Here is a 25,895-nt window from a genome sequence, read left to right as displayed (position 1 = left end):
TTCTGCCTTGAAGCGCTCAAAACGGCGAAGCCCTCTTGAGTTCCTTTAAAAACAGACACTAACGAAAAATCGAATGGGTCTTTTTCTTTCATGACCGTGTCGTTTGAATAATTGAATATAAATAATCTTATTGAATTATTCCTCTGACACAGTTTACGTTACAGTCTCTATGAAAAAAATATTATAGATGCCGAAATATATAAATCGATTATTGAAGTTACCTGTAACTTATTTATATGTTGTGATGATAATTGCTTATGTGATTATTGATGTTTTGTGTAATTTAATTCTCATTGACGTACTCAAGTTAGCTTCTGTGTCAAACGAAGTGGTTCGTGGCCAAGGGATCCTAAAAATCTTCCTATATGCAATAATTTTAGGTCCTTTTTTTGAGACATTATTATTCCAATTTATTCCTATAAAACTCCTGTCTACATATACTTTTTTTAAACAAAGGAAATTATTGATGGCTTTAATTTCTGCCCTTATTTTTGCTTTGACTCATATGTATAGTTTATATTATTTTATTTTAAGTTTCCTTATGGGGACAGTTTTTGTTTTTTTCTTTTTCATCATGGAGTTTAAGAAGAGAGGGACTGGTCTTTGGCATACTATATTTTTACATGCTATTATTAATTTAATGGTATTCTTAAATAAGTATTTTATATAGTTTTCAGGCTTTCTATCTTGTGCTTTATCCTTCTGTAGTGGTTCGAGCACTTCATAGAGACTTTAATATCGTTAAAAATATACAATTCAAAGCATCAGACAGTACATTGATTTTCATAAGATTGATTCCATGATCTTTTGAATTGGCAACTTTTTCCTATAAATATTTCATCTTATTACTTAAATCTAAACATTTATGTCCCAGTTTTAAGCTGTTGGATTTTTTTGGATACTTACAGTAGAAGTTATAACGAACGCTTAAATATATTTCTTTTTCTTGGTCTTCGATATTTCTTCTATATGATAAAGTTGTGTTGCAAAAAACACCCATAAAAAAGGAAACAGAAACATTAGTATAATACTCAAAAAAGATATTCTCTCTTTTGATTTAGCTATTTGAACGACCGCTACTATGTAACTGATAAACCACAATAAAGCAAGTATTATTAAGAAATATTTCATTTTTTAAAGTTTTATTAATAAAAATAATCAAAAATTTAATTATATGCAAGTATAGGCAGCATTGGAAAGCAGGTAATTGGAGAAAAGAGTTAACGGTTTTTGTCATGAACGCTATATCACTTTTTTTATATAAGTTGTAATGTTTTTGTCTTTTTGGAGACTAACAAGTAAAGCAATAACAAATAAGACATCCTCGTAGGATATGAGTATCGAAAAAGACTTTATTACTTTAGCGACTTCTAATCAGGCTATCATACACCGCATCTGCTGTATGTACCTAGACAATAAAGCCGATAGGGAAGATTTATTTCAAGAAATCGTATTACAGGCATGGAAATCATTCAAAAGCTTCAGGGGGGATGCCAAGTTTCAGACATGGCTATATCGAGTCGGATTGAATACGGCGATCACATATATCAAACGAGGCAATAGGTATACGCTCGCCGAACTACAATATAGCCAAGAAAGTTATTGCGAGATCACCTATCGGGAGGATGAAGATATACTGCTTATGTATCAGGCAATAAGCAGATTGACAAAAGTAGAAAAGGCCTTGGTAACACTATATCTCGAAGACTATAGTTATAATGAAATTGCTGAAACACTGGGCATGACTGCTAATCACGTAGCGGTAAAAATATCGCGGATCAAAACAAAATTAAAACAACTAAGCAAACAGCTATCGTAATGGAACTAGATCAACTTAAATTTAGGATGCAACAATATCGAGATGAAGCTCAGGCGAATGCAATACTTTTGTCTCAGGAAGCTATTGAGAAAATATCGCTACAAAAATCGGCAGGTTTGCTTGATTTAATAGATGAGAATTTGAAAAAGAATATGCGCTACGGCTCAGTGATTGTCATCCTATGCATCGGTATTGTCTTGTATTTCTATGACAGCGCATTTTGGAGCTATTATTTCCTATTTGGCACAGTGGTCGAGGGGCGATTGATATGTATGGCCTATATATTGCGAAAAAATATTCATCAAAATTATGAAACAGATTTGCCCTTAATTGATCGTTTGAAGAATATACGGCGGCTCCTCTCGGATTATTTGAGCTACTATAACCTTGCTGGAATTACGATCTGCCTCTTATTGACAGCTGCACTTTCAATCAAAAATATTGAAACTTTTAACCTAGCGTCAATTTTCAATACATCAGTATTTTTTAGGTTTGTTATCTTCGGAGTAATTTTCTGTTTTTCGTATATCTACACTTATAAAAAATATGCTAAGCCTCATCAAGATATGTTAGTAGACTTGCAGTGTCATATAGCTGAACTGGAGGACTTTCATACAACGGCTATAAAGATTAGAAAAAAGCTATAAAGGCTTTAGAAATCTTGGATCGTTCATTTTTACCTTATGTTCATGAAACATGAACATTTGAATTTGCTGAACAAAGCAATAAACTTGTACTTTCCAACTGTTCTAAAAGTATGAAAGTTTGGAGGATTTGAATCTTTTCCTTAAGTTGTGTTAATAGATTAGATATACATTATGAAAAGATTTATTCCATTTGTATTAGCTGCTTCCCTGGCTATTGTTGGCTGTGGTAAGAGTGATGGAACTGGGGATACTGAAAAACCAATTCAAGAAGTCAAGACTGGGACGGATATCCGTGACAAATATATTTCTGCCATTTCTGAATTGCAAAACTACCAGCATTTCGCAGAAGGTAGAACACTGAATCAGAAATACAAAACTATTGGGGCTTTGAGAGGAACTGATGTTTTGGTAGCATATATTGATGCTTCGGGAAAATTGTTTTTAATGACTAAGTTTAAAATTGATTCAAAATTCATTGATAAAATAGGCCAAATAGGATTTGCAGTTGACGGCAGATCCAAACCTAGTGATATCGCTGCTCTCATGTTTTTAGAAAAATTAAATTCAAGCGGACCTACAGGAAGTCCTATGCCAGCATTTTATTCAATAGTATATCCTCACAATGAAAAATTGGTTAGCGTAGGGATCGATGTTTCAAATTTAGATTACAAGTTTATTTCATACATGAATCTATCATACAAAACATTTTACTGCTATAATGGGGCCTGGTTTTTGAGCTTTTATAAAAGTACAGGAGCTCCGCTTTTGCAAGACACAAAAATACCTGAAGATTTCTTGATGAAATCAATTACAGCATATTATTTTGAGGAAAACAGAATGATAGTACTTTACAATGAGTCAGGGAACCTTATCGTAAAATGCTTTCCTACAAAAAGACCAAGCGACTTAACCGCGCCACTTTGGCAAAATATGATTAATGGTTACGGATATCTGGGAGAGAAAGGAATTGATATAAGCGATGATGATGATAACTTAATCATAAAATTAAAAGAACCTAATATTCAATACAAATACAGAAAGTCTACAGGACTTGTTGTTTATTAATAATGAATGACCACATGGGCTCGCCATATACCTTTTTTACGACCCTCAATAGAAATAAAAGTTCTCAAAATCACCGATTTGTGCAGTAACATAACTAATGGTAAAATCACCGATGGCCGATAGGAGGTCAAGGACTGCACTTTTTGGAAAGGGAGGATCTGTTTGCTGTCAGTACGATATCTGTTGATGCTCCGAACACAGTGCGAATCTGATACGAATCAGACTCACCTCCCCATTCCCGCCATTCACCGAGTTTTCCCGATCGTTGGTCTAAAGCCGATAGGCTAGGCGCCTATTGTGTTGTAGTTTTGAGTCAACAAATAAAAACAACAGAACTAACACTATAAAAAAGACATTATGAAAACTCTAGTAAAAACATTCGCAGCAGCAGCTTTAATCGCCGTATCAACATTCGCTATGGCAGCTGAAGGACCTGGAGCAAAAGCAACAAAAACAAACGTTAACTTATCAACAGCAGACTTGGCTTTAGAGCACTATGTTGCGGTAACCACCGAGGGCGAATCAGCAGGAGTTGAGCAGTTATTCGCCGACGATTTCAGCCAAAAGATCCAAGCTACCAATGCACAGTCTAATAGCCGAAGCGAAGTGGTTAAATCCTTGAAAAAGCAAAAAGGCGAAAAGTTAAACTGTACAGTAAGCACCGATATCATCGAAGAATCGGCAGACTATATGGTGGCTAAAGTGACTTTAAAATTTGAAAACTTCACCAAGACTGATTTAGTTACCTTGGAGCGTGTAGGCAATGACTGGAAAGTATCCAAATCGATCAATTCGTATAAATAGGGGCCATCCCTTACAAATATATATGTTGTAGAGCCATATCGTAAGATGTGGCTTTTTTATGAGTAATTACTTTTACTAGGAAAAGCCTTTCTATTGTTTACCCATGATTCCTAGCCGACTATTTTGGTTATTGTCAGATCTCCCCTTAATCTTTGTTTCCCAAATATATTTTGTAGTCGCCTTAAGTGATCTTGTCTGTGCAACGGGATGTCTTCCAGGTGCTGTGAAAAATTCATATTCATTGTCAATTTTTGAATACCAGATATGATCAATGTCTTCCAATTTCACAGTGTCTAATTTCATGATTTTTTGGAAGTTGTCTAGTTTATTTTGATCTAATCCGATTACTTGATAACGCTGTGTTTTGTCCTGACAACTTACCTGGATATATTGTTCCCCGTTCCAGCACATACAGTCTTTTTCTGGATTTGAAATAAGCATTACTAGCGTTACGCAAGTCAAAATACCAGCGCCTCCCAATAAAAAATTCCGTTTCTTACCCGTTTTCAAAAAACTAACACCAAACTTTTTAATTTGATTTTTCTGTTGATTTGTTCCCTTGTTTAGGCCTGATAGATCATCTGTGCCTGTAGAATTTACTAGCCCAAGATCAACCGATTCAGAAGAATCATCTTTTAAAATATCGGATGTTTCGTCGATAGATCCATCAACTTTGCTTGACTGAGATTCATTTTCCACTGATATAGGATGCTCTTTAAAAGCTTTATCGATATCGGCATCACTTAGATGCTGTCTTTGAACATGATTATCGATTATTTCGTTAGTTAATCCCTCCGAAGCACCTTCAAGATAGGTCGTATTGGATTCTTCTACAGAATCTTGATCATCATTATTTTCTTTTGTTAGTATGTCTTTATCTTTCTCAGCTTCTTCATTCACAACTTGTCGAAGTTCTCTCCAATAGTCATATGGTCTTGGTTCAAAATCAATAAATATGGCTAGTAGCGTAGTGATGTTGTCGGTTGGTTTACTTGTGCGCTGTTGAAAAAAATCCTGTACAGGGCGGAATCTATCCGAACCAGCTTTTTTTATTGCTTTTCTCAAATTTTCACGTGTGCCATCAGACCCAAATATTTCAGTTAAATCGGCGAGGTCTCTATCGAGTTCTCCTTTATCCAAGCGCCGTATGCATTCTTTCATCAGATTTGCACGCGTGGCGCGTTGCAGCATTGCAAGCTTTCCTTGATCTTTTATTTCCTGAAAGGCTTCTAATACTTCTCTTTTATATCGGTCAATTTCAAACATCATTACAAAATTAAATCATTCGTTCTTCGGGAAAATACGGGAAACCGTATCAGTTTTAATGCTTCAAAACTGTCGTGATATCATCGGAGCTCAAAATAACTGGCGGCGGACTAAGGTTATCACGGGTTATGTTGGGAAATCACGGAAATCCATGATAAAAAGGCTTTTAACGGCTATAACTTTGTTCTCGAAGTCAGATGATAAATCGATTAAAATATAAACTAAGATACTAATCTGATTTCACAATGAGAAGATCTCGCGGTAGTCTTTAGCCGGTTTGGGAAGCAGCTTCTGCCTCCCGCGATTGACACTCTTACTTCCCAAAAAATTCAGAAGGCCTTCTGAAAACATTTGTAGCAATCCCGTGCATGGTGCACGGGGACTACTCATTTTTTCAACTTTTTAAATTTTTTGAATCATGTGGAGTTTAATATTATATTTTCTATTTGGAATCGGTCAACCGTCTAATTCACAACCTGGCGCAGGAACACCAACAGTACAAACGGCAGATGCACCTCCTGTGGATCCGGGGGATAACGGGGGGGAAACGAGCACGCCAAGACCTCCTAAGGGTAAATAAATCTGATAATGAAAGAGGCAGCTGCGGCTGCCTTTTTTATTGTATTGTTTTAATATTCTAAAAATAGTAGATATATTAGAAAGAAATTAGCCAGCCTTGAGAAATTTTTTCTTATATCTTATCTCTTTTGTTTTTCTTTCGTGTGAAAGAGACAATAAAGTAGAAGTTCCAAAAGTTAATAATCCTTATTTCGATAAAGCTTATGAGTTTATAGATATAGATAAACCAGATAGCTCTTTTTATTTTTTCGATAAAGCTAGACAGATTTTTCTTGATCATAATGACAGTTTAGGAGTTGCTAAATGTTTGGCCAACATGGCTATTACGCAAAAAGATCAAGGTGATTATTATGGTGCTCAGGAAACTGCATTGCAGGCTCTAGATTTTTTAAATAGCAATAATAATAAACATCGTGTTTATTTGAGCTTAAACTATAATAATTTAGGGGTTAGTACCTCTAAACTTTTGAATTATAGGAGAGCAGTTGTTTTTTATAATCTAGCGATAAAGTTTTCGGATGATTCCTTGAATACCAATATCTATCTCAATAATTTAGCATTGAGTTATATGCATATGAAGCATTATGATGCTGCAATCAAAACATTTGAAGAAATTCTCAATAAAATTAGTGGTGATAGAAGGGAATATGCTCGAGTGCTTTCTAACTTAGCCTTTGTAAAGTGGAATAGAGATATAAATTATAAGCCAGCTCCAGAGCTACAACGTGCTCTGAAGATAAGGGAGAAAGAAAAGGATCTGTGGGGACAAAATGCGAGCTTAGCCCATCTTGCGGATTATTATGAATTAACTATACCTGATTCCTCTTTATATTACGCTAGAAAACAATTCTTGATCGCAAAAAAACTTAACAGTGGCGATGACCAGATTAAAGCTATTGAACGGTTAATTAAAGTCATTAGTCCAGATTCGGTGACATTCTATTTTAATCAATATAAAATCATCTCGGATAGCATCCAACAGGCACGAGCAGCCGCCAAAAACCAATTTGCCCTGATCCGCTACGAAGTCGAAAAAAATAAAGCCGATAACCTGCGACTAGAAAAAGAAAATGCCGAAAAGCAAAATCGCCTGGTCAGACAACGTGCCATTACTGGTGCAAGTATTTTTTTACTCCTATTAGCTGTTGGTGGGGGAACCCTTTGGTACAAAAGGCGCAAGCAACGCCTTGAACTTGAAGCACAGAACCGGGTTAAAGAAACACAGCTTCATCTTTCCAAAAAGATTCACGATGTCGTGGCCAATGGTATCTACCGGGTGATGTCGGAAATCGAACATGGCGATGAGGTAGACCGCGATGGTGTGCTCGATAAACTGGAAAATATGTACCACCAGTCGCGCGATATCTCGCACGATGTCGAACAGCAAACCACCACAGAGATACCTTATAACGAGCAATTAGCAAACCTGCTCAAATCCTTTGCGGCTGACCATCGTCGGGTATTGATCGCCGGTAATGATGCCGAACAATGGGACGATATTAGCAAACGTATTAAGGATGAAGTGAAGCATGTGCTTCAGGAGCTGATGGTCAATATGAAGAAACATAGTCAGGCCGAACAGGTCGTAGTACGTTTTGAAATAACAGACCAAGAGCTCAACATTTTCTATAAGGATAATGGTGTTGGAATTCCACAAGAAAAATCTAAAGGAAAAGGTTTAGAAAATACGGTTTCCCGTATTGAAAGCCTCGGTGGTGAAATTACCTTTGTGAATGAACCGGGAAAAGGGCTTAATATCACGACCACTATCCCATTATAAAAAGACAATAATGTATGTTTAAGAAAGTACTCATTGCCGAAGACCACGAGATAGCCAACATTTCTGTGCAGAAAACCCTGCACGACCTCGGTATTCACAATACCAAATACGTTTATTATTGCGACCATGCACTGACCTGGATTAAAAATGCGATCCGCGATGGCGAACCTTATGACCTACTCATTACGGATATCGAATTTGAAGATGATGATAGTCCGCAGGAGATTAAAGATGGCCTTTCACTGATCAAAGCTGTCAAGGTTGTACAACCAGACATTAAGGTTATTGTCCTGACGGCCAAGGACCGCTCGTCCCTGATCAATGATATGTTCAAAAACAACGAGATCGATGGCCTTGTTCGCAAAGCACGCCGCGATGGCCAACATCTGCGCGAGGCATTGCAAGCTGTTGATCAGAATCGAACGTACCAATCGCCCGACAGTAAAAAATTTATTCAGGAGCAGAACTCGCATGAGTTTACGCAGTTTGACCTGCATATTATTAAACTCCTGTACGAAGGTGTGTCCCAAAAAGAGATGCCCGAATATCTTCAGCAGCGTGATATCCGTCCGTCGAGCCTGAGCAGCATTGAAAAAAGGCTCAATCTGATGAAGGATGTACTTGGATATACTAAAAACGAACAGCTTGTTGCGTACTGTAAAGAATTAGGTTTTATATAAATAATCTTTGCTATCGGATTACGGTTTTCCGTAAAGAATCTTGGGGGTATCCTGCTACCTTTGTGAAAGCAAGGTAGATAACGAGGTAGGGTTATTTGCTGAAAACTATATCTGATGCATTCAAGATATTTAGTGCCATATTTTAACCAATAAGATGATGAGAAAAGGCTATCGTAGGACAGCCTTTATTTGTTTCATGATTATCTGTAAAAGCTCGACTTATGATTGTCCGGCTGAATGCGCTATTTTTAATCAGCTTGATTTGAAAATGTATTGATTGAGTTTAGTGCATAGTAAGCGATTCCATTATCCGGATATTCTTCCAGGATCTCTTCGTATAGCACTTTTGCTTTTTCGGCTTGCCCCGTCTGCGAATAACAGAATGCAATATTACAAAGGCCCATTTCTCGAAAGCACATTTTTGAAGAACTCAAAACTGTAATGACACGATACTGGTCAACCCAGCTGTTTCTAGTAAAATAATCAACACTCTCTTTAAAATGTACAATCGCTGTTTCAAAGTCATTTTGTTTAAGTGCTTTCATTCCTTTTCGATGACTTTTTGGAATAGTAATTCGCAACACTAGCGCTATAACGCAGAAGATGATTACGCCATTAAATATATCATCTGTTTTGGCGATATACTCATAACCAAAAAGAAAAGCGATCACAATAGCGAATACAGTTAAAAAGGATGGCCAAGATATGGATCGATTTATTGGAAGATTTGAATTCATATGGATAAGAAATACGTTTTGGCTGTAATTTCTTCAAAACTACACAATTTAGGATACAATGACTCCTACTGCCTTTTATTTTTTTTGTTAAGTGGAGTGCCTGTCGAAATCTAATCGGTCCTAAGTTTAGTCTTTACGGGAAACCGTAGAATTAGCCCGTAAACATCCGCTAGATTTGCTGTCAACGTAGACTGATCGTATAAAATTAATCTAACATGAATATAAGCAAATACGGAATAATGGCATCGCTGGCTCTTTCATTGGGTCTCCTCTATTACAGCTGTGCCCCAAAATCAAAATTGATTGAAAAGTTGGAAGAACTAAGTGCGGATGGTAAGCTGGATTGTAAAGATCTGGAGCATTTTACAGCTTATGTTCAGCAGAACAAAGAAGACCGCTCGTTTAAAAAATTAATTAAAGATGGTCAAGCTGATAAAATAGCGATCCAAGGCTATATGCGCAAAAATGCGAATAAAGCTAAACTGAATATTGATCAATGTGGAGAAGTCAAAACAGCACCCACTTTCGCCATTTATTTAGAAAATTCAGCAAGTATGAATGGTTATGTCAATGGTGTTTCCAATTTCGAATCTGTCTTGTCGGATATTCTGATAGGCTTAAATTATCATTATGATAAGAATAACATCAAGTTCAATTTTATCAACTCAGAAATATATCCAACCGAAGTAACGGATGTCAACACATTCTTTAGTTCACTTGAGCCTGGTAAACCTCCTTTTAAAGTGGGAAATCAATTTGTATCCGAACTAAATCAATGTTTTGAAAAGGTGCTGTCGGAGACAAAGGAAAATGATGTATCCATCTTTGTCTCCGATTGTATTTATTCTTTGGGAAAAGGACGATCTACACAGCAAGGGTTAATTTTAGAGGAAAATATGACCAAAAGTGCATTTATGCAACGTCTGAAACAATCGGATCTTTCAACCTGCATCCTTCAGTTTACTTCTGGTTTTAATGGCACATATTACGACTATAATAATCAAAAGACCAAATTGCAGCAGGCCGAGCGTCCTTATTATATCTGGATCATAGGAGCTGACAATAGCGTTCAGAATCTTCTCGGCAAAGTTCGATTTACTGACATGAAAGGCTATCAAAATAGTTATTTCTTAACAGGGAATCAAGGGACGGAGCTCAACACTCAGTATCTATCAGGTACAAATAGAATTGGACGGGCAGTTTATCGCTCTCAGGAGCCTAAGGATATCAAGGATATTCAATTTGTGAATGGTATATTTCAATACAGCATTGCGGCAGATATGAGTTCTTTCCCTGATAGAAAGTCTATTCTTGAAAGTCGCAATTATGTCTTAAGCCCCGGGGCGACATTGGTCAATGTCCAAGAAATTCCAGTCCATAACCGGCCTGCCTTAATTCATCAAAACGATTGGCAGCGTATTAAAGACCATAAATTCACCCATCTCATCACTGTAAAAGTGAATCAAAAGGAATTTCCCAATGAATTGACTATTGCTTACAAAAATTCCATGCCTTCTTGGGTGGACCGCTCATCCAATACGGACGATTCAGCTATCAGCCAAACCACACAACAGACTTTTGGATTACGTAATCTGATTCACGGAGTTACTGAGGCTTACAAAACGCATAACAACAATCAAGACATATTATTTCAAATTAAGTATAACCTAGCAATTAAGTAATCATGAACGATTTATTTGCCCTATTTTATGAGAAGTTTTATTACGAGACAGACTTCTCTCTAGAAATGTTTGATAGGTTCCTCTATCAAAAGTATGCCATTATAGCCATTATAAGCGCGGCGGTATTTTCACTGGTCTTTTATCTTTTATTGGATAGACCACGATTCGCTAAAATTGGACTCTGGTTTATTCTCCTTACAGTCGCATCGTTTGTAAGTGCGGCATACCTGTATAATGACTGTAAGTCAATCATGGAGCGGGATAATCTTGTTTTTCCAAGTGAAGCCTATTTCGGTGTAGCCATTGGAAGTTTTGTGTTTACCTTATTCCTTTTCTTTATCCTCTCGTTATTCCTCAGAAAATTGTCCAAAAATCTTTCTAGGACGCCATTTTAGTTATGCCAAAATTATACGTTTTTGCTATTGGCGGGACAGGGTCCCGTGTAGTTAAGTCATTGACCATGTTATTGGCTTCCGGTGTTTCAACAGGATACGAAGTTGTCCCGATCATCTTAGATCCGGATTCTTCTGCAGCTGATGTTGCTAAAACCGAACATTTGCTTAATGAGTACCGGAGTATTCATAAGGCTGTAGCACCGAATAATGAGAAAGTGTTTTTTAAGAACAAAATAGAATCTTTAGGCGAGGTGATCGGTGCTGTAGGGTCAAATGCATTAGGTAGTGAATTTCGTCTGGGTATTGAAGGGCTCAATGGAGGGAAGTTCAAAGACTTTATCGATTATAATCTGCTGGAAGATGGAGGTAGTAATTAAGCTCTTGTGGATGTACTCTTCTCAGAATCCAATTTGAATCTTGATCTGGAAGTCGGTTTTCAAGGCAATCCGAATATTGGATCTGTAGTGCTTAATAAATTTACCGAATCGGAAGAGTTCAACCACTTTGCAAATAGTTTCAGTAATAATGACCGAATTTTTATTATCTCTTCCATATTTGGGGGAACGGGGGCGGCTGGCTTCCCTTTGATTTTAAAAAATATCCGCCAAGGACAGGTCAATGGGAAGAATTATGATCATCTTCGTAATGCAGTCGTTGGAGCTATTACGGTTATGCCTTATTTCAAGCTAGATGGCGATAATACAGATAGCATCCAAAGTTCGACGTTTTATTCAAAGACTAAAGCGGCCCTGCACTATTATCACAAAAACATTAGTGAGAGCAGGGATATAAACTCCTTATATTATATCGCTGATGATAACAACAATGTGTACAAAAATGTCGTGGGTGGCACAGGACAAAAAAATGATAGTCATTTTGTCGAGCTTGCCGCTGCTTTAGCGATCGTAGACTTTGCAAATGATAGTTCTTTAAGCACGCATGAGGGAAATGCCCAGAATCCTAAATACAAGGAATTCGGTGTCAACGATCTCTCGGCGTCAAATCCGGTAATCACCTTTAAGGATTTATCCCATGAAACCCAAAATCAGATACAGCTCAATTTGACACAGCTGTTGTTCTTCTCACTTTACCTGGAGAGTGAACTAAAAGATAAATTGAGTGCTCCTTTTGCCAAAGAGACTGCGCCGGTTATTGACCAGAATTTTTTGAGCTCGGTATTTTATGGAAGGTTGTTGCGCTTCTTAGATCAATATCGTATCTGGCTTGGAGAGATGAAACGCAATAAAATCAGCTTTTCACCTTATAACATCACAGAGTTAATCGACAATCAGGGCGGTGTTATAGGATTGGTCCCTCAAACAGCAGATTTAATGCAACTCGTTTCTGGTTTTACTCAGCGAAGTAGCATTTTCAAAATATTTAAGGAAAAAAGCTATGATCTGTTGACTGCGGCGTTAAATGAACATCGTAAGGCAAAATATCCTACCGTAGAAAACAAACTGATGGTTCAGTCGCATGATGCGACGGCAGAAATCATAACCAAATATTTATTCTAATCAACATGGCAAAAGTTTTTAGACTTTTTGACGATATGCCAATGACGCATTGGCAAGCTCGCAGCACCGACTACAGCAGTGTTATTATCGAAAAGATCATAAGTCCCGACGGAGATCAAAGTTCGATATTGCCCACTTCGATACCTTCCCCATTTGCTCGTCTAGATTTATTCAATACTGCTTTCCGTTACTTTAACGACGCGAACAATAGGCTTGATGGCTATACGAATAACCATAAATTGGTAAGCGATTGTCTTGATCTGCTTGAGCTACTTTATAACAAGGATTCTATCAACGGAGAGTTGACAATCAAGGTGTGGGACAAACAGCGTGACTTAGCTAAATTGACTGAATCCAGCTATTCACGTCACCAATTGCTTGGCCGTACTTTGGACCTATTTCTTAAGCAAGATGATGAAGCATTCAATTTCGATAAGCTGCATCGCATCTATATTTTTTATTTCAATCATAAGATTATCGGCGCGACATCCCCTAAGACAATGGTGTTCACATCTGCCAATGATCTGGGGTTTGCACAGGTCACTTTGCATGACCGTAAACTATTCACTGAACCGGCGTCACTCAAAAATAGAGATGAAGATTTTATTTTCTATTTGATGGCTTCTTTCAAAGAAAATCCGTCCTTGAGCAAATATATGCCAACTTTTTATGATTACGTCAAACGTAATGTCAAAGAGAAGATGGAACAGGATAAGGCTTTTATGACTGCAATAAATGCGCTGGATGTTCAATTTTTGGAAAATAAGACCACGATTGATGGAAATGATTATGTAGTTGAAGTATTTAATGTACCGTTTCGGACTAAAAGTGTAAAAAACATTCAGGAGCGTATCGGTCGAGAATCACAGTTTTTAATCCATGCTTCTAAAACAGTGTCGGGACTTCCTCCCATGGTACTCGCGACCAACGGCAATTTAGGGATGCTGGATTATTTGTACCAGGGTGTCAAATGGGATGTCAATACCAAGGTTTCTCATCCAGCAGACCAAATGTTGGATGTACGAATCCTACCCGGAAAAGATGTGAAATACCCTTATTTGACTGTAGATGATTTTTTGGAACAGGACATTTATGAAACACCTTATGAGATTAATAAAGATGCTTTTTTTGATGGAAATTTTACAAATGAGTCCGATCAGCAAGGTATTGGCTATCTTCTTCCCTTAAAGAAGACATTTTTTACTTATTTCAGCGAGGAAGATCTGATTAAGCGTAGCTTCTCCGGGAAAAAAATAATTGAGATCATTAAAAAGAAGAGTTCAGTCAATGTAAAGTTGCGAATCCCAATTGACGGAGGTCGCCATGTGGTCGAACTGGAGAAAAAATACGAAACTACGGATATAAATCCTCAAAAAGGAAAGATTATCCGCTGTGCCAAATATTTTCAGTTATTTCCTATTCAAAGGTCCAGTGTAAACCCCAATTACTATGTACAGGTGATTGACGAAGGATTAAATGATTATAGCCATACCTTTCAGCTCGCTTTTGATGATCAAGCAGCGGTAGCTCGCAGCATGAAAGCAAAACGTGACAGTCGTAATGGATCATTCTATAATACCTATTATTTTAGATGTAAATCAGACTTTAATGCCATAAATTTTAAGGAAGAGGAAAGCCCCAGCAGCAACTATCTGATTCCTTTATGGCGCAATGAACGACATATTGGTGGAGCATTCACTTTTGCGCTCGATTTTGGAACATCCAATACGCATGTGGAGTACTCAGTGAACAAGAGTATACCATCCGCATTGGATCTACCATTTGATAAAAATGGTTTCGCAACATCATTTAATAAACTTAATACAAACATTAGTAGTTTAAATGAGATCCAGAATCACAAGGATTTGGAATTTATAGCTGAAAATATCTCGAGTGAGTCGAATTATAATTTCCCGATTCGGACCGTATTATTTGACTATAACAATTTTAATCCGGCTAATTTTCAACCCATCTTGGATTATAATATTGGATTTACTTATGAAAAAACGGGACTGCCCACCTTTAATAATGTGAAACCGAGAACCAATCTCAAATGGGTAAATGGTATTGAAAATATAGAGGGAGAGGCGTGGATGCGTTGTTTTTTGGAACAGCTTGTCGTTATGTGTAAAACCAAAGTATTGGTCGAGCGGGGTGATTTATCCAAAACAAGGTTTACCTGGACCTATCCGTTAAGTTATGGCCAGTACAAAATAAACTTAATTGCCGGATTGATTGAGGAACTTGTTGCCATTCATTTTGGACAGGGGATCGAAACGATAAAACTTTCTGAATCTATTGCTCCATTCTATTCCATCGCAAGTACAGGTAAGATATTGGGTACCTCCAATACTATTTTATCACTGGATATCGGTGGCGGAACGATTGATAGTGTTGTCTATCAGAACCGTAAAGTAATCAATATTTCTTCCGTACTTTTTGGGGCTAATTATCTCTATTCGGCGGGTTATACAACAGATTTGAGATCCAATGGATTTTATAAGCTCGGAACAAAGTTCTTTTCGGGATTATCGAGTGTAAAGGGATATCATAATCTACAGGAGATCGAAACAACAATTGAGCAGGAAGGTAAAATCGAAGACATTATTGCTTATTATTTTTCTCTTGACAAGAAAAAGGAGTTACAGGATGTAAATAACAAAAGTTTCAATGCATTCCTAGCGATGCACGCCAATGAGCGGGCTGTATTTCTGTTTTATCTTGCTGCAATTATTTATAACAGCGTTAAAGCGATGAAAATTGCAGGTATACCTGCTCCCAGCTATCTGACCTTTTCCGGTACGGGATCAAAATTTTTATCCATTATAGATAAATCAAGTACAAAAGAAAGTATTGTCAACTATGCGGCGGCGATTATTAATGCGGTGTATGAATTGAAAGATTCTTCCGACAAAATTCGTGTAAAAGTATTGGTGCCAGATAATCCAAAAGAATTGACTTCCAAAGGGGCAATCAATGTACTGGAAGAAGGAGAGGAGGTGCTGACGGAACTTTCCATGAATAGTCTGGATGAAAAGTTCCGGAGTTATCTTGGAGATAAAGAGGGAACTATTATTTCCATTGACAATCCATTAAGTTATGAGGAGCTAAAAAGTCAATTTAATGAAAGTGCATATGAGGCTTACACGGAATTTGTCTCGCTATTCCTTCAGTTGCCGGGCATTAACTACAAGAATGATTTCGGTATTGACTATGATCTCAAACGAAAGTTTGAAGATACGCTTATGGACAAGAAGATTGCGATCGAGTTTTTAGAAGCAGGAATGGCACAACGAACCAAGCAGATTTCAGCAACAGACATGGTCTCAGATAATTTGTGTTGCTACATTGTGCGCGGAATGTTAGGTGAAATGTTAAATAAACTACATGAAGATGAAAATTGGTAAAATATATAAAAGTTTAATACTGATAGGGCTATTATTGGTAATCAAGCCAAGTTTCGCGATTTCTCAACAGGTCGATGTGACCAGTCAATCCTCATTGATGTCTGACAAAGTATTGCAGTACGTTGTTATTGGATTGGCGATCACGGTTTTGTTGGTTTTAATATTTATGATGATTCAAACGAATAGCCGAAATAGGGTAGTTATTGAATTGGAGCGTAGAATTGATTCCTTTCAAAAGCAACCGAGAAACGATAACCAACAGCAACTTAGACCGCAAGTCTCATCAAGTCTTCCTCGTTATAGTAATGACGATAACAATATACTCAAAAAACAAGTTCAGGAGCTGACCGAAAAGTTTGAAACCCTAGCTAGAAAAGTTGATGGAATTCTCCTGTCGAAACCAGCGCAAATAAGTTCTACCGCTAAAAATAACGATAAAGATATCGGGGTCATCAATCCGATTATAGAACGAACCGATACGCGAGATGGCGAGATCCCATCAGAACCCATCACACTTTCTGTCCCACAACAACAGGAATTTGTTGCGGATTGTTTAACAGGTGGCGCCTTTCAAGACCTGCGGTCAGTCAGTAGAAGAGACCGGCGTACACCTTATATAATTTCAAAAAGGGAAAACGAGTATTATTTTCGTCTGGATGAGACTAATTTGGACGCAATTGCCACCTCAATACAGCATCGTGACAGCTACGTAGATGGCTTCTGTGAGTCCCTGAATAATTATTTTCCTGGAGCAAAATCCTTTACACAGGAATCTAAACTCGGCAGACTTCAACTTGTGGAAGACAAGTTGCAAGTAGTAGAAAAAATAAAGATCAGATATAGTTAATAACAGATGGACTGGATACATATTATTTTAGAATTAGCGGTTGTTGGTTATTTTATTTCACAGCAACTGAAGACAGGAACACAGCTTCGCGGATCTATCCTCCGGTTTGGACGCTTTATTCCATCCAAGGCTTATTTTAAGACCGAAAGCATTACGGTTTCCAAAACACTTTTACAAGAAGGCCGGGTCGTAGAAATTTTCGAAACAATAAAAAACGATGAACAGACCGATTCGATACCCCAAAAAGGTTCGGTACAGGTTACGCTCATCAATCCAAGCACAACGTCGGGCACCTACTTTGACAAAATTATTGAGTCGCTAAATATCTATCTTCTAAAAAATAATGGCGGTATAGCTGATTTTAATATTGTCAAAGATCTGGTGGAACGCAATGTAAATGTGGAAGAAGATGAGATTAAAGAAACTATTAATAAGCCTCTTTATCTGGGGCTGATGGCGACCATCGTCGGGATTATCTTCGGATTATTTACGATGCTTGTCAAGCTTTGGAACACGGATGAGTCAGCGACTTCAGGTTTGGTCAAACAACTTGATCTGAATGATTTCCTTCTAGCAGTGTGTATTGCCATGATTTCCAGTTTTCTGGGATTATTTATTACTTCTTTTATCGGATTAAATTCTTTTAAGAAATCAAAGCGGGCAGTGGAGCAGAATAAAAATGAATTTTACAATTTCGTACAGACGGACTTGCTGCCCGTGGTAAGTCAGGACTTTGGTTCATCCATCACCAAATTGACGAATACCATGAATGCATTCAACCTGGAGTTTACGGCGAATATCAATACCCTGAACCATTTATTTCAGAAAAACTACGATACCTTAAAAGTTCAGGATACTGTATTGGGTAGATTGGAACAATTGAATGCCAATGACTTTGTGCAGATGAATGCCAACGTCTTATTACGTTTAGAAAAGGCCACAAATGGATTTGATAAATTCAATATTTTCATTGAAAGCCTCAATAGCCGTCTCACTGAAACGCGAGCTTTGAGTGATAGCATATCAAAGTTGCTCGATCGCGCCAATAATTTTGATAGCATAGCCAAGAAAATAGATGCTCGGGTAGACGACACCAATACAATTATTTCATTTTTGAAACAGCAGTTTTCAAGTCTGGACGATATGTCTTCAAGATATAAAGAGATGATCCTCCGTGTGGACGATAACCTGGACGAGACACTCAAGGTTTTTGAAAATCATGTGATCATGAAACGGGAGGGACTAACCAATCTGATTACTGAGCAGCATGATCTCCTGGAAAAGGCCTATACTGAAAACGTGACCAAGTTCGATAAATTGGACCTGCTTGAAAATCTGACCGTCTTGCCTGAGATCAAATATGGTTTTGATCAGCACCAGAATGAGATGCTTTCCGGACAGATCAACCACATCAATACCGTGAGCCAATTGGGGGCCGAAGTGAAGATCAATAAGGAACAGATCAGTACCATCGAAAAAACGCTGAAAGAAGTTAATGCTAAAGTTTCGGATGCAACGGACCGGCGGGATGAGATAAACAAGTTGAATACCATATCGAATGTGCTCAGTAAATTGAAAGAAGAAGTCGAGAAAAGCAACGAGAGTATTTTTAAACGCATTTTCGGAAAAAAATAGGTCATGGCAAAAAAAGAAGGAAACAATATTTTCTGGGTCAGTTTTTCCGATCTGATGACGAGCTTGTTTTTTATTGTATTGGTTCTATTTGTTGTAACCTACGTAAACAACCGCAACACAATTATTGCCCAAGATGAACAGTTACAGGTATACAAAGAAGTCGAGGATTCACTAATGCCGTTGAAAAATAACAGTTCATTTCGTTATGAGGATAAGTACAAGCGATTCCTGCTCAATTTTGAAGTTAAATTCAAGCCCTCTGCTTTCGAGATTCAGGAGGGCAATCTGGAAAACTACGCGGTCACGCGCGCGAAAGTCATTGATGCCGGTAAAAAGCTTAAGGAAGTACTTGATGCGGTCGTCAAATCCGCAAAGGAGCAGAACCGTGTCGATGGAGAGAAGGTATCTTACCTTGTTATAATTTCCGGTTACGCCTCCAAATTGTACAATGCGGATACTTCGCCCCTGGGACGGAAAAAAGAGTATGAGCTGAGCTATAATCGGGCCTATGCACTGTCTAAATTCTGGAAAACCCAGGGAATAGATTTTGAGGAAAAAGCTTATGGCGAGTTGATTGATCTCCAGTTGTCCGGAAATGGTTGGGGCGGAGTAGGGCGGGATCAAGCTAATGAGGATAATAACCAACGCTTTATTATTCAGATCGTACCAAAAATATCCAATCGAAACCTCTAAAAAAATCCAAAAAAATAGCTTAAGTAAACACTTAAGCTATTTTTTTAGTCTTTCTCGTCCGTCGATTTAAATTGAGCAATAGCCAAATTGCCGTAGCGACATCAACGATGTTCCAGATTAATCTTCCCAATGGTAACCGAAGGATGGGTTGAAATAAAATAATCAGTACGATGCAGATTACAAATTCACTGTTCCGGGAATGTCGCTTGGTTTTTGGGATATTGATAAGCTGTAGGATAAAAACCAAGCAACCAAATATGCGAAGAATGGTAAAGTAACCATATGGTAATGGTAAGAGGGCCAATATGAGGCCGCAAATCAAGGCAATTTTTAGTGATTTCAGATTCATTCAGTGATATTTTTAGACCAGAGTCCCAGACCTTTTTCCCGTGCATAATGTTGAGCCTCCTGAAAGCGCTGTTCATATTTTACATTGGGGGCAATCGTCATCAGGACGGCATAGCCATCTTTGACGATTTTTTCATTGATAAATGTACCATCTGTTAGATAAGCATAAGCCAGGGTTCTCCCGTATTGGTCCAATGAATCTACATCAAATTCCAGATTGATGGTTTTATGCAACAGTAGATCTGTGGCATATTTCGAAGCTTCCTTACCAAAAGCCTGTTCTTTTTTGCGAAAGTAATTGCGGGGTTCCGGCGCATCTATTCCGATTAGCCGTATTTTAATTCGTTGCTCCCTATCATCTTTGCACCAAAAGGTATCCCCATCCGATACTTTTGTAACTCGGTATATGCTACTTGGAAAACTTTTATTGTCCGTGATTCCACCGGATGAGAACCCTAACATTTTCTGTTTGTAATCTTCTGATTTGGACTGGCAGCCGACCAGGGGTGATGATATCAGGAGAAGAGAGCAGAATACAAAGCTCCATTTTCGATAAGTATTTTTCATAGAACTTTTTTATTTACCTTCTTTTTCTTTTTTCTGCCGAATTACGGCATCGTTCAGAGCAATAAGATTTACCGAACATAAACGTGAGTACCTTCATAGCGAAACCTTTTCCTTTATAACTCTTTTTTTCTTTTCCAGACTTAATTTCTTTGTTGCACCATGCGCATGGATCATACATGTTTTAATTATTTAAAGGTGAATAATAGGATCAATTATATGGCTCAAAATTAGGATTTACTTTTTCGTGGATTTATGGTTTCCCGTAAAAAGCCCTCGTAGTGAGTAGCTACTTTTGAAGAATCGGAAAGCAATACACTTCTCAGGAAAAGTAGGGTAAGTTTTTCGAAAAGATATTTTTAACCTATTTATCATGATTTCATTACAAGAATTAATTTCAGAAGAACAGGATCCTAAAGTCATTGAAAAAGTATTGCCTAAAGTAAGGGAGTTTTGTACGGCCAACGAAGAAATCAAATATATTGCTGTCCAGAAGAAAACCATTGGCATAAATTTTTCCCCGGATTGCATCGTACTTACCGACCGTCGTATCATCTTGATCCGTCCAAAGTCTTTTGGTTTTACGCTAGAATTTGCAGATTACTCCTGGATACAGGTAGCAGATGTACATCTCCGTGAAGGGGTATTTGCTGCAGATATTACGATCAAGACAATCAATGGTCGGATGGATAAGATGGAAGATATTCCTAAGGCTCAGGCGCGCAAACTTTATCGTTTTGCCCAGGAAATGGAAGAAATGAAGAAGGATGAACGTAGACAACGTGATCTTGAAGATAAGCGAGCGTTAGCCGGGGGCGGTATAGTTATCAATACTCCAGTTAGTCAACCTGTAAGTTCCCCGGTTTCTCAAACACCAATAGAAGATCCAATGGAGACACTCTCCAAATTGAAACGCATGGTTGATGCTTCATTGATCAGTCAGGAAGAGTATGATGTTAAAAAAGACCAGGTATTAGCCAGAATGTAGCGTAAAATAATAAAAAGACAAATATAATTATGGATTTTAAAGATGAGATTCGTCAATTCGCAAAACGAGTTGACAGACTTTTACCACAAATCAAAACAGAAGAAGCAACGAAGACATCCTTAGTGATGCCATTTTTGAAGATATTGGGATACGATGTGTTTGACCCGTTTGAGGTACAACCAGAGTTTATAGCCGATATTGGCATCAAAAAAGGAGAGAAAGTTGATTATGCGATATTGCGTGAAGACAAACCTGTTATCTTAATCGAATGCAAACATTATGCGGACGGGCTTGATCCACACAATTCACAACTGTTCCGTTATTTCCATACGACCGAAGCAAAGTTTGGATTGTTGACCAATGGCGTAGAGTATCGTTTTTATACTGATCTCGTGACACCAAATAAGATGGATGAAAAGCCATTTTTCGAGTTCAAGATCATGGACATCAAGGATAATGAAGTATCCGAATTGCGTAAATTTCATAAGACCGAATTTGATCTCGAAAGCATATCGAGTGTTGCTAGCGAATTAAAATATTTTAACGAATTGACGATTTTAGCAATGGGCGAAATGCAAAACCCTAGCGATGATTTCGTTCGTTTTTTTGCGAAGCAAGCCTATCCAAGTGTTGTTACAGCAAAGGTTTTGGAACAGTTTACGCCATTGGTAAAGCGCGTGTTTACACAAATTGTCAATGACCAGATCGCCGAAAGACTAAAAAGCGCACTTAAAAAAGAAACCGAAGTCGAAGAAAAGAATGCTGCAATTGCACCGACAGAACCCGATGCCTTGATTGTTACTACCGAGGAAGAGATCGAGGGATACTTGATCATTAAATCCATCTTACGGAAGGATATAGAAGTGGGACGTGTATTTATGCGTGATAATCAATCCTACTGCGGCATCTTACTAGATGATAATAATCGCAAACCGATCTGTCGATTCTATTTTACGCCCAATCGCTTACGCATCGGATTGTTTGACAAAGACAAAAAGGAGGCCAAATATGATCTAGACTCCTTAGACGATATCTACCGATATTCAGAACAGATTGTTGAAACGGTTATCAACTATTAATTAGTATATTATGAAAAGACTCTATTATCTATTTCCGCTTCTGTTCCTATTTATTTCCTGTACGACAAATTATTACTCGGTGTATCTCAAAGAAGATACACCGATCTACCATAAGAAAGATACCACAAGTACAGTCTATACCGTAATCCCAAAAGGAACAAAGATCTATTATACCGATGGTCCACGCAGTTACTCAAAGATAAAATGGAAAAAATATAAAGGTTGGACTGCGCATTTGGCCTATTCCTATGTACCGGTTTCTGACTCTTCGAAGGCAGTTGTAAATGGCAATTCCTATTCATCTGGATCAAGTCGCTATACACCGAGTTCATCGACATCAAGTGGTGGAAGTGTTCATGTCAAAGGCTACTATCGAAAGAATGGTACCTATGTGAGGCCTCATACCCGAAGCTCGGGAAGAAGGAGGTAAAGAGTGCTCTTTTGTTAAAATCCCAATTTTAGATTATCTTAGATTGGGATTTTTAAATGTGCAGTATTATTATTTGCAATTGAAGAAAAATTTGTTGGCAAAATTGATTAAAATTTTAGTTCTCCAAATCTAAATAGTATAATTTTTCACCTCCTCATTCCCGCTATTCACCGAGTTTTCCTTATCGTTAGTCTAAAGCCGATAGGCTAGGAGCGTGTTGTGTCGTAGTTTTGAGTCAACAAATAAGAAATAAAAACTAACACAATAAAATAAAGACATTATGAAAACGCTAGTAAAAACATTCGCAGCAGCAGCTTTAATTGCAGTATCCACTTTCGCTATGGCAGCTGAAGGACCTGGAGCAAAATCAACAAAAGCAAACGTTAACCTTTCCACAGCAGACTTTGCTTTAGAACACTATGTGGCGGTAACTACGGAGGGCGAATCAACAGGTGTAGAACAATTATTCGCCGGAGATTTTAATCAAAAAATCCAATCTTCGAATGCACAGTCTCACAACCGTAGCGAAGTCGTTAAAGCTTTTAAAAAACAAAAAGGAGAGAAGCTGAACTGTACAGTAAGCACAGACATCTTAGAAGAATCAGCAGACTATATGGTTGCTAAAGTCACGTTGAAATTTGAGAACTTCACCAAGACTGATTTAGTTACTTTGGAGCGTGCGGGCAATGACTGGAAAGTATCTAAATCAATCAATTCGTATAAATAGTATTTAAAAACTAGTTGTCTGCTCGGTCAGATCGGTAGCAGACCACTAGTGAATCAAATGTTTAAATTTAGTTTAGAAGCCAGGTCGTGAGATCTGGCTTTCTTGTTTTGTCATGCAATGTGCGTAACTCGTTGATTGCCGATCATCAAACTTTAAATTCTGGCGCAATCATCACTTTTTCCTCTTTTACGTTATTCAGGAAATCGCTGTATTTTATAGGTAATTTTTTACGATAAAAATAAAAATAGAAGTCAAATGAACCGCCCACGATCCCATTTCCTGGTACGTATATAAATCTGTCAATACCTCTATCTACCTCCAGCTCATGGTCATGCGTATGCCAGTCTGTGTAAGTCCAAAATTGATAACCCATCGCACCATTTTTAAACTTGACGACCTTAGATAAATATTCTCTTCGGTCTCTTAGATAATCGAAAGTAGGATAGTCGTAAGGGGTATTGCCGATAGTGTAAGCAGGAAATTCTTCATGCGGATATCTCTTTTTAAAAATAGCTTCCATTTCAGTAATTTTAATAGGCTCTTGCTCAATATTTATTGTTCCAAACATATTCTGAAAAATGGAAGGCCTATTTCTTATCGCAAAAAATTGTATTAGACAATGTTTGGACGAATAGTATTTGTTGCCAATTTTCCGGATAATTTGATATTCGTCGAAATATTTAGTTTTTGCACCGTATGTTTTATCAAAATCAGCATATGTATTGGCTCTTAATAGCCTTTTAAGGTATTGGTGGGGTATCGTATCATTTTTGATACTATCCAGTTGAATTTCAGTCCAATCCCGGTTCCCTTCCAAATCTGGAAGAACGGCAATAAGAATTAGATTAAGGTCTTTGTGATGGCCCAATTTATTTCGATCTATAGCTATACCATCGATGATCGTCAGTGAAAATAGCTCAACGCTCTTCTTGACACCATACAAGTTATCTGTCGATAATTTGTAATTATCTAATATACAGCCCTGTGGCTGATCAGGTAATAAGATATATTTCACTTTAGCAGATAAGTTGAGCGAAACAATTAATAGTGGCATCAAAAGCCATAATCTGAACCGTTTAATTACATGTTGTTCCATCTTTTCCTTCGCTATGTTTAATAACTTCGTTTTCACCGCTTCGCTAAAATCATTTAATGAACCGGATTGGGTGAATAGCATTTTTAATGTGATGAGCGATCATTAAACTTTAAATTCTGGCGCAATCATCACTTTTTCCTCTTTCACATTATTCAGAAAGTCGCTATACTTTATGGGCAATTTCTTACGATAAAAATAAAAATAGAAATCAAATGAACCGCCCACGATCCCTTTTCCAGGAACGTATACAAATCTGTCTATACCTCTATCTACCTCCAGCTCATGATCATGCGTATGCCAGTTGGTATAGGTCCAAAACTGGTAACCAATTTCGTTATTTTGGAACTTTATGGTTTTTGACAAGTATTCTTTCCGATCTCTTAAATAATCAATAGCGCTACTGTAGGAATAAGGTGTGTCGCCAATCGTATATGGTGGAAAGTTAGTGCCGGGGTATTTCTTTTTAAAAATAGTTTCCATTTCTGTAATCTTGAGCGGTTCTTGCTCAATATTTATTGTCCCAAACACATGCTGAAAAATGGAAGGTCTATTTCTGACGGCAAAAAATTGAATTAAACAATGTTTAGAGGCAAAGTATTTTTTGCCAATTTTCCGGATAATTTGATATTCGTCAAAATATTTAGTTTTTGGACCATAAGGGTCATCTAAACCTGAAAGCGTATTTATTCGGAATAATCTATTTAATACCGAAGTAGTAATAATGTCGTCTTTAATAGTATCGAGATTAATTTCTTTCCAATCTGCGCTCCCTGACAAATCGGGGAGGACAGCAATAAGTATTATATTAAGCTGAGTGTTGGCATTAATTTTATCTTTACTTATTGGGTCTGGTCCGTTATGGAATGTGAGTGTAAATAACTCTACATTCTTCTCTATACCGTATAGTTTTTCTGTTGATAACTTATACTGATCAATTGAATAGTTCTCCGGCTTATCCGGCATAACAAAATATTTTGGTCGGCTAAATAAACTGACGTTGACAAATATAAATGACAATAAAAGTAATAATCTGAATAGTTTAATTAGATGTTGTTCCATCTTTTTCCTTCTCTATAGTTAATAACTTTTTTTTCTCCGTTTCGCTAAAAT

27 protein-coding genes are annotated in these 25,895 nt (G+C 37.5%); 20 read left to right on the top strand and 7 right to left on the bottom strand.

The genetic code is table 11. From position 1 onward, the window contains the following. Window positions 1-187 precede the first annotated feature (187 nt). The 5 genes from B3600_RS11615 (at window position 188) to B3600_RS11595 (ending at window position 4,335) form a co-directional block, all read left to right on the top strand. Window positions 188-670 carry a type II CAAX prenyl endopeptidase Rce1 family protein gene (locus B3600_RS11615; RefSeq protein ID WP_088160556.1) on the top strand — a complete coding sequence of 161 codons (483 nt, stop codon included), beginning with the start codon at window positions 188-190 and terminating at the stop codon, window positions 668-670. Between the two features lie 663 nt (window positions 671-1,333). After that, window positions 1,334-1,819, top strand: coding sequence for an RNA polymerase sigma factor (locus tag B3600_RS11610; RefSeq protein ID WP_159729564.1), 486 nt, complete (start codon window positions 1,334-1,336; stop codon window positions 1,817-1,819). Beyond that, entirely contained in the window at window positions 1,819-2,466 is a 648-nt protein-coding gene (locus tag B3600_RS11605) for a hypothetical protein (RefSeq protein WP_286753087.1), read from the top strand. The genes B3600_RS11610 and B3600_RS11605 overlap by 1 nt, the downstream gene beginning before the upstream one ends. Window positions 2,467-2,637: 171 nt before the next feature. Then, the gene (locus B3600_RS11600) at window positions 2,638-3,531 is read left to right on the top strand and encodes a hypothetical protein (RefSeq protein ID WP_286753086.1); all 894 of its coding nucleotides are present in this window, start codon (window positions 2,638-2,640) and stop codon (window positions 3,529-3,531) included. Window positions 3,532-3,888: 357 nt separating this feature from the next. Beyond that, window positions 3,889-4,335 (top strand): nuclear transport factor 2 family protein, encoded by a 447-nt coding sequence (locus B3600_RS11595; RefSeq protein ID WP_286753085.1) that lies wholly within the window; start codon window positions 3,889-3,891, stop codon window positions 4,333-4,335. A gap of 90 nt (window positions 4,336-4,425) precedes the next feature. Here the strand turns inward: B3600_RS11595 and B3600_RS11590 are convergent, their stop codons facing one another. Further along, on the bottom strand, window positions 4,426-5,604 hold the full coding sequence (locus B3600_RS11590) for a hypothetical protein (protein ID WP_286753084.1): 1,179 nt from the start codon (window positions 5,602-5,604) through the stop codon (window positions 4,426-4,428). A 237-nt stretch (window positions 5,605-5,841) separates the two neighbouring features. After that, on the bottom strand, window positions 5,842-5,991 hold the full coding sequence (locus B3600_RS11585) for a hypothetical protein (protein ID WP_159332799.1): 150 nt from the start codon (window positions 5,989-5,991) through the stop codon (window positions 5,842-5,844). 28 nt (window positions 5,992-6,019) lie between these two features. Here B3600_RS11585 and B3600_RS11580 point away from each other — a divergent pair, with 28 nt between their 5' ends. The 3 genes from B3600_RS11580 (at window position 6,020) to B3600_RS11570 (ending at window position 8,640) form a co-directional block, all read left to right on the top strand. Further along, window positions 6,020-6,181 (top strand): hypothetical protein, encoded by a 162-nt coding sequence (locus B3600_RS11580; protein ID WP_286753083.1) that lies wholly within the window; start codon window positions 6,020-6,022, stop codon window positions 6,179-6,181. 315 nt (window positions 6,182-6,496) lie between these two features. Further along, entirely contained in the window at window positions 6,497-7,960 is a 1,464-nt protein-coding gene (locus B3600_RS11575; RefSeq protein ID WP_286753082.1) for a tetratricopeptide repeat-containing sensor histidine kinase, read from the top strand. Window positions 7,961-7,974: 14 nt separating this feature from the next. Next, window positions 7,975-8,640: a response regulator gene (locus B3600_RS11570; protein ID WP_286753081.1), complete on the top strand. Its 666-nt coding sequence runs from the start codon at window positions 7,975-7,977 to the stop codon at window positions 8,638-8,640. Between the two features lie 248 nt (window positions 8,641-8,888). On the opposite strand, the gene B3600_RS11565 is transcribed toward B3600_RS11570, so the two are convergent. Then, window positions 8,889-9,377: a tetratricopeptide repeat protein gene (locus tag B3600_RS11565; protein ID WP_286753080.1), complete on the bottom strand. Its 489-nt coding sequence runs from the start codon at window positions 9,375-9,377 to the stop codon at window positions 8,889-8,891. 215 nt (window positions 9,378-9,592) lie between these two features. Here B3600_RS11565 and B3600_RS11560 point away from each other — a divergent pair, with 215 nt between their 5' ends. From B3600_RS11560 to B3600_RS11525, 8 genes are read left to right on the top strand one after another with little or no spacing between them, the layout of a single operon-like run. Beyond that, window positions 9,593-11,059, top strand: coding sequence for a hypothetical protein (locus B3600_RS11560; protein WP_286753079.1), 1,467 nt, complete (start codon window positions 9,593-9,595; stop codon window positions 11,057-11,059). A gap of 2 nt (window positions 11,060-11,061) precedes the next feature. Continuing rightward, a complete protein-coding gene (locus tag B3600_RS11555; RefSeq protein WP_286753078.1) occupies window positions 11,062-11,454 on the top strand; it encodes a hypothetical protein in 393 nt (130 codons plus the stop codon). Window positions 11,455-11,456: 2 nt separating this feature from the next. Beyond that, on the top strand, window positions 11,457-11,831 hold the full coding sequence (locus tag B3600_RS11550; RefSeq protein WP_286753077.1) for a hypothetical protein: 375 nt from the start codon (window positions 11,457-11,459) through the stop codon (window positions 11,829-11,831). Window positions 11,832-11,837: 6 nt separating this feature from the next. Then, window positions 11,838-12,971 carry a hypothetical protein gene (locus B3600_RS11545; RefSeq protein ID WP_286753076.1) on the top strand — a complete coding sequence of 378 codons (1,134 nt, stop codon included), beginning with the start codon at window positions 11,838-11,840 and terminating at the stop codon, window positions 12,969-12,971. 5 nt (window positions 12,972-12,976) lie between these two features. Then, complete coding sequence (locus tag B3600_RS11540) at window positions 12,977-16,378, top strand: hypothetical protein (protein ID WP_286753075.1); 3,402 nt, start codon at window positions 12,977-12,979, stop codon at window positions 16,376-16,378. After that, complete coding sequence (locus B3600_RS11535; protein WP_286753074.1) at window positions 16,365-17,225, top strand: hypothetical protein; 861 nt, start codon at window positions 16,365-16,367, stop codon at window positions 17,223-17,225. Before B3600_RS11540 ends, B3600_RS11535 begins: the two co-directional genes overlap by 14 nt. 6 nt (window positions 17,226-17,231) lie before the next feature. Then, window positions 17,232-18,860 (top strand): hypothetical protein, encoded by a 1,629-nt coding sequence (locus B3600_RS11530; protein ID WP_286753073.1) that lies wholly within the window; start codon window positions 17,232-17,234, stop codon window positions 18,858-18,860. Window positions 18,861-18,863: 3 nt separating this feature from the next. Beyond that, the gene (locus B3600_RS11525; protein WP_286753072.1) at window positions 18,864-19,553 is read left to right on the top strand and encodes a flagellar motor protein MotB; all 690 of its coding nucleotides are present in this window, start codon (window positions 18,864-18,866) and stop codon (window positions 19,551-19,553) included. A 31-nt stretch (window positions 19,554-19,584) separates the two neighbouring features. Here the strand turns inward: B3600_RS11525 and B3600_RS25580 are convergent, their stop codons facing one another. Both B3600_RS25580 and B3600_RS11520 read right to left on the bottom strand, forming a co-directional pair. Next, window positions 19,585-19,902 (bottom strand): DUF6804 family protein, encoded by a 318-nt coding sequence (locus B3600_RS25580; protein ID WP_376749825.1) that lies wholly within the window; start codon window positions 19,900-19,902, stop codon window positions 19,585-19,587. Beyond that, the gene (locus B3600_RS11520) at window positions 19,899-20,468 is read right to left on the bottom strand and encodes a thermonuclease family protein (protein ID WP_286753071.1); all 570 of its coding nucleotides are present in this window, start codon (window positions 20,466-20,468) and stop codon (window positions 19,899-19,901) included. Before B3600_RS11520 ends, B3600_RS25580 begins: the two co-directional genes overlap by 4 nt. A 370-nt stretch (window positions 20,469-20,838) precedes the next feature. Here B3600_RS11520 and B3600_RS11515 point away from each other — a divergent pair, with 370 nt between their 5' ends. The 4 genes from B3600_RS11515 (at window position 20,839) to B3600_RS11500 (ending at window position 23,689) form a co-directional block, all read left to right on the top strand. Beyond that, window positions 20,839-21,453: a PH domain-containing protein gene (locus B3600_RS11515; RefSeq protein ID WP_286753070.1), complete on the top strand. Its 615-nt coding sequence runs from the start codon at window positions 20,839-20,841 to the stop codon at window positions 21,451-21,453. A 29-nt stretch (window positions 21,454-21,482) separates the two neighbouring features. Beyond that, on the top strand, window positions 21,483-22,532 hold the full coding sequence (locus B3600_RS11510) for a type I restriction endonuclease (protein ID WP_286753069.1): 1,050 nt from the start codon (window positions 21,483-21,485) through the stop codon (window positions 22,530-22,532). Between the two features lie 10 nt (window positions 22,533-22,542). Further along, window positions 22,543-22,962, top strand: coding sequence for a hypothetical protein (locus B3600_RS11505; protein WP_286753068.1), 420 nt, complete (start codon window positions 22,543-22,545; stop codon window positions 22,960-22,962). 280 nt (window positions 22,963-23,242) lie between these two features. After that, window positions 23,243-23,689, top strand: a complete 447-nt coding sequence (locus B3600_RS11500; RefSeq protein ID WP_286753067.1) for a nuclear transport factor 2 family protein — start codon at window positions 23,243-23,245, stop codon at window positions 23,687-23,689. 145 nt (window positions 23,690-23,834) lie between these two features. On the opposite strand, the gene B3600_RS11495 is transcribed toward B3600_RS11500, so the two are convergent. Together B3600_RS11495 and B3600_RS11490 are read right to left on the bottom strand one after the other, a co-directional pair. Beyond that, window positions 23,835-24,866 carry a hypothetical protein gene (locus B3600_RS11495; protein ID WP_286753066.1) on the bottom strand — a complete coding sequence of 344 codons (1,032 nt, stop codon included), beginning with the start codon at window positions 24,864-24,866 and terminating at the stop codon, window positions 23,835-23,837. 21 nt (window positions 24,867-24,887) lie between these two features. Further along, on the bottom strand, window positions 24,888-25,844 hold the full coding sequence (locus B3600_RS11490) for a hypothetical protein (protein ID WP_286753065.1): 957 nt from the start codon (window positions 25,842-25,844) through the stop codon (window positions 24,888-24,890). Between the last annotated feature and the right edge of the window lie 51 nt (window positions 25,845-25,895).

This window comes from Sphingobacterium sp. UBA2480 (assembly GCF_002341965.1).
GTDB lineage: Bacteria > Bacteroidota > Bacteroidia > Sphingobacteriales > Sphingobacteriaceae > Sphingobacterium > Sphingobacterium multivorum.
The sequence above is the reverse complement of the archived record's forward strand: the minus strand, read 5'-3'. Positions and strand labels throughout refer to the sequence as shown.